Below are 4887 nucleotides of genomic sequence, written 5' to 3'. Positions count from 1 at the left end.
AGTCCGTCGCCTCCGTCAGCAGCTCGACGGAACCCGTCGACCAGTCCACATGCGGGGTGGGCTTGTCCACATGCAGAGTGGCCGGGAGCATCCCACTCCGCATCGCCATGATCATCTTGATGACTCCGGCGACGCCGGCCGCGCCCTGCGGGTGCCCGATATTGGACTTCACCGAGCCGAGCCACAGGGGCTGCCCCTCCGGCCGGTCCTTGCCGTAGGTGGCGAGGATCGCCCCGGCCTCGATGGGATCGCCGAGGGTGGTGCCCGTGCCGTGGGCCTCCACCGCATCGACCTCGGCCGCCGCGAGGCCGGCGCCGGCGAGGGCCTGCCGGATGACGCGTTCCTGGGATGGGCCGTTGGGGGCGGTGAGGCCGTTGCTGGCACCGTCCTGATTGACAGCAGAACCCCGGATCAGGGCAAGCACCTTATGACCATTGCGCCGCGCATCGGAGAGACGCTCCAGCAGCACCAAGCCGACGCCCTCCGAGAAACCAGTGCCATCAGCCCCCGCCGCAAACGGCTTGCACCGCCCATCAGGCGCCAGCCCACGCTGCCGAGAAAACTCGGTGAACATCCCGGGTGTGGCCATCACGGTCACGCCCCCGGCCAGCGCGAGCGAGCACTCGCCCTGCCGCAGCGCCTGACTGGCCAGATGCATCGCCACCAGTGACGACGAGCATGCCGTGTCGACGCTGACCGCGGGCCCTTCCAGGCCGAGGGTGAACGAGACGCGGCCGGACAGGACGCTGAGGGCGTTGCCGGTGAGCAGGTATCCCTCGACGTTCCGGTCCAGGTGCAAGGTGCCGAAGCCGGGGACACCCGCGCCGATGTAGACGCCGGTGCGGGTGACCTTCAGTGAGGCCGGGTCGATGCCCGCCCGTTCCAACAGCTCCCAGGCGGTCTCCAGCAGCACCCGCTGCTGCGGGTCCATGGCCAGGGCCTCGCGCGGGCTGATGCCGAAGAACCCGGCGTCGAACCCGGTGGCGTCGCGCAGGAAGCCGCCCCGGTTGACATAGCTGGTGCCCGGGTGATCAGGGTCGAGGTGGAGCAGCCCTTCCAGGTCCCAGCCACGGTCGTCGGGAAATTCACCGATGGCGTCTCCACCGGAAGCGAGCAATTCCCACAGATCCTCGGGGGAACCCACACCGCCCGGGAACCGGCACGCCATCCCGACAACAGCCACCGGCTCCTGGTCTCGCTCCTCCACCTCGCGCAGGCGCTTGCGGGTCTGGCCGAGGTCGACCGTGACCCGCTTCAGGTACTGGCGAAGCTTCTCCTCGGTACTCGACATCGAAAGTCACTTCTCCATCGCGAAGGTCACAGTTCCCGGTCAATGAGCTCGAACATCTCGTCGTCCGAGACGGAGTCGAGGGCGTCAAGATCCGGCACATCGGCCACGGGCCCGGCAGTGCCGCCGTGGTTGAGCTTCGACAGCAGCCCGTTGAGCCGCCGGGTGAGCAGGCCGCGTGCGTCCTCGTCCAGGGCGAGTTCCGCCAACGCGCCCTCCATTCGGCCCAGTTCGGCGAGGAGGGGGTCGATCGCGTCCTCCGTTCGTGCGGTGTCGCCGTCGAGCCCGAGCTGCCCGCGGAGGTGGTCGGCCAGCGCGGTGGCCTCCGGGTAGTCGAAGACGAGAGCTGCGGGCAGCCGCAGGCCCGTCGCCGCCGAGAGGCGATTGCGCAGCTCCACGGCGGTGAGGGAGTCGAAGCCGAGTTCCTTGAACGAGGTGCCGGGGCGCACCGCGTCGAGGTCACTGTGACCGAGGACTCCGGCGGCGTGGGTGCCCACCAGGCCGAGCAGCAGGCGGTGTTGTTCGGCGGGCGAGAGTGCACGCAGCCGGTCGGCGAAGCCTTCGGTCTCGGCCGTGGCGGATGCGACGGGCCTGCTCCGTCCGCCGGTGGCTCGGGTGGCGAGGGTCCGCAGCAGCGGGGAGGCGGGCTCCGTGGACCGGGCGGCCAGGGTCCTGGTGTCGAGGTCGACCGCCACCAGGTGGGAACGGCCGTGTCTGCGGGCGCTGTCGAGGAGGGTGAGGCCGCGTTCGGTGGTGAGTGGGGTGAACCCGGTGCGCTTCATCCTGGCCAGGTCGGTCTCGCCGAGGTGTCCGGTCATGGCGCTCGCGGCCTCCCACAGGCCCCAGGCCACGGACAGGCCGGTGAGCCCGGCGGTGCGCCGGCGTTCGATGAGCGCATCGCAATAGGCGTTGGCGGCCGCGTAGTTGGCCTGCCCTGGGCTGCCGAGGGTCGCCGCGGCGGAGGAGAACACCACGAACATGCCGAGGCGGAGCCCGGCCGTGGCCGCGTGCAGGTTGTCGGCTGCCGTGGCCTTGGCCGCCCATACCTTGCCAAACCGCTCGGGCGACTGGGCGGTCAATACGGCGTCGTCCAGTACACCGGCGGCGTGGATCACCCCGGTGAGCGGGTGGGCCGGGTCCACATCCCGGACCAGCTGCTCCATGGCCGCGTGGTCGCCGACGTCGGCGGCCACGGCGGAGGCGTGGGCGCCCAGGTCGCCCAGTCGGGCCGTCAACTCCCGTGCACCGGGCGCATCCGGGCCGCTGCGGCTGACCAGCAGCAGGTGCCGCACTCCACACGCCCGCACCAGGTGTTCGGCCACCAGAGCACCCAGCACCCCGGTGCCACCGGTGACCAGGACGGTGCCGTCCGGGTCCAGGGCTGCGGGGACGTCCAGGACGAGCTTGCCGGTGTGCCGGGCCTGGCTCATGAAACGCAATGCCTCACGTGCCCGCAACAACGGCCACACCCGCACCGGCAACGGACGCAGCGAGCCCGTGGCGAGCAGTTCGCCCAGCTCGGCCAGCATCTCGCCCACCCGGTCCGGGCCGGAGTCCGGCACCAGGTCGTACGCCCGATACCGGGCGCCTCCATATTCGACGGCCACCTGGGCGGGGTCGCGCTTGTCGGTCTTGCCCATGTCCACCATCCGGCCGCCTTCGGCCAGCAACCGCAGGGAGGCATCGGTGAAGTCGCCGGTGAGACTGTTGAGGACCACATCCACGCCCCGGCCGCCGGTCGCCTTCCTGAAGACCGTCTCGAACTCCAGGTCGCGGGACGAGGCACGGTGGGCGGCGTCGATGCCCATCTCCTCCAGCACCTGGTGCTTGCCGGGGCCGGCCGTGGCGAAGACCTCCGCGCCCAGGTGGCGGGCGATCTGCGCCGCCGCCATGCCGACGCCGCCCGTGCCCGCGTGGATCAGCACCGACTCGCCGGAGCGCAGCCCGGCCAAGTCCACCAGCCCGTACCAGGCCGTGAGGAACGCCACCGGGATTCCGGCGGCCTCCCGGTGGTTCCAGCCCTCCGGCACCGGGGCGAGCATCCGGGCGTCCGCCATGGCCACTGGGCCGAACGCGCCCTCGAAGAGTCCCATCACACGGTCGCCGACGGCGAGCCCGGTCACATCGGGTGCCGTCTCCAGCACGATCCCGGCGCCCTCACTGCCGGCGAATTCGCCCTCGTCCGGGTACATCCCCAGGGCCAGCAGCACATCGCGGAAGTTCAGCCCGGCCGCGCGCACCGAGATCCGTACCTGTCCGGGGCCGAGTGGCGCCAGTGCCTCCGGGTTGGGCACGGCCGTCACATTGTCCAGCGTGGCCGTGCCCGCGGTGCACAGCCGCCAGGCGGGTTCCCCGGTCGGCGGGGCCAGGTCCACGGGCGCGCCCGCACGCGTCAGGCGCGGTACGAGCACCCGTTCCCCGCGCAGGGCCGACTGTGGCTCGTCGGCCGCGGCAGCACTGCGCACCGCGTCCGGGAGGTGCGCGGAGGCGAGGTCGTCGGTGTCGACCAGCAGGAAGCGGCCCGGGTTCTCCGACTGGGCGCTGCGGACCAGGCCCCATACGCTCGCGGCCGCCGGGGTCACGTCACCGGCCTCGCCGGTGGCCATGGCGTGCCGGGTGACGATGGCCAGCCGGGCATCGGCGAACGCGGCCCCGTTCAGCCACTCCTGCGCCAGGGCCAGCGCACGCACGGCAACGTCCAGGCCGCTCTCGCCCCCGGTCGGCTCGACGGGCGCGATCACCACCGGGGGAACCTCGGCCGACCCGGCCAGCGTGGCCAGGTCCGGCATATCGCGGCCGAGCGTCACCGGCTTCGCTCCGAGGTGAACGGTGCCGGGCTCGGGCAGCGGGATCCAGTCTACGGCGTAGAGGCCGTCGGTCCCGGTGGCGGGCAGCAGTTGGTCGGTGGCGGCCGTACGGAGCACCAGCGATTCCACATCCATCACCGGGGTACCGGTGGCGTCGGCGATGGTGACCCGCAGATCCGGATCGCCCGCCGTGTTCCGCCGGGACAGCCGGACCCGTATCCGGGTGGCCCCGACCGCCCGCAGCGACACCCCATTCCAGCCGAACGGCAGCCATAGGCGGCCCTCGCCGGGCGGGTCGATCAACAGCAGGGGGTGCAACGCGGCGTCGAGCAGCGCCGGGTGGACACCGAACCCGTCAGCGGCACCGGCCCGGTCCGGCAGTTCCACCTCGGCCAGCAGGTCGGCCCCGTACCGCCAGAGCGCCCGTACGCCCTGGAACGCCGGCCCGTAGTCATAACCGGCCGCGCTCGTCCGGGCGTAGAAGTCTCCGGCGTCCACCGGCTCGGCATCTGTCGGCGGCCAAGTGCCGCTCAGTCCTTCGGCGGGCGCGTCCGCCTCCGGCGCGAGTGCGCCGACTGCGTGACACACCCAGATGCTGTCGCCCTCGTGGTCGGCGCGGGAGAACACCTTCACCTCGCGCCGCCCGTCCTCACCGGCCGCGCCCACGACCACTTGCAGCTGGAGCCCGCCGGACTCGGGCAGCACGAGCGGGGCCTGCAACGCCAACTCCTCGACCATGGCGCAGCCCGCCTCGTCGGCGGCCCGCAACACCCACTCCACCAGCACCGCCCC

The 4887-nt window shown here is 72.1% G+C and carries 2 protein-coding genes; both read right to left on the bottom strand.

Annotation, left to right across the window (positions count from 1 at the left end; genetic code table 11):
• Nucleotides 1-1291, bottom strand: a 1291-nt coding sequence (locus ABCR83_RS32140) for a type I polyketide synthase (protein ID WP_462698794.1), incomplete at its 3' end; no start/stop codon positions are given.
• A gap of 26 nt (nt 1292-1317) precedes the next feature.
• On the bottom strand, nt 1318-4887 hold a 3570-nt coding region (locus tag ABCR83_RS32135; RefSeq protein ID WP_462698793.1), incomplete at its 5' end, for an SDR family NAD(P)-dependent oxidoreductase.

Source organism: Streptomyces xingningensis (assembly GCF_054957865.1).
The sequence above is the reverse complement of the archived record's forward strand: the minus strand, read 5'-3'. Positions and strand labels throughout refer to the sequence as shown.